The 248-nt window shown below is 60.9% G+C and carries 1 protein-coding gene; it reads left to right on the top strand.

Translation table 11 applies throughout. From position 1 onward, the window contains the following. Positions 1 to 248 (top strand): zinc finger domain-containing protein (locus tag HBA93_RS22545; protein ID WP_353619434.1); only part of this gene is annotated, 248 nt, incomplete at both ends.

Here is a 248-nt window from a genome sequence, read left to right as displayed (position 1 = left end):
ACCGTCGGACCAATGGCCGTGAGCGCGGCGCAGATCTGCGCTACAATATGGAAGTGTCGCTCGAGGAAGCCTATGCCGGTAAAACGGCACAGATCAGCGTTCCGGGCTCGATCTCCTGTGAGGAATGCACCGGAACCGGTGCCAAGAAAGGCACACAGCCGGTCACCTGTACGACATGCGGCGGCGCTGGTCGTGTGCGCGTATCGCAGGGCTTCTTCTCGGTAGAGCGCACCTGTCACACCTGTAAC

It is taken from the genome of Ochrobactrum sp. SFR4 (assembly GCF_019730395.1).
Lineage (GTDB): Bacteria > Pseudomonadota > Alphaproteobacteria > Rhizobiales > Rhizobiaceae > Pseudochrobactrum.
This window is presented reverse-complemented; position numbering and strand designations above follow the sequence as displayed.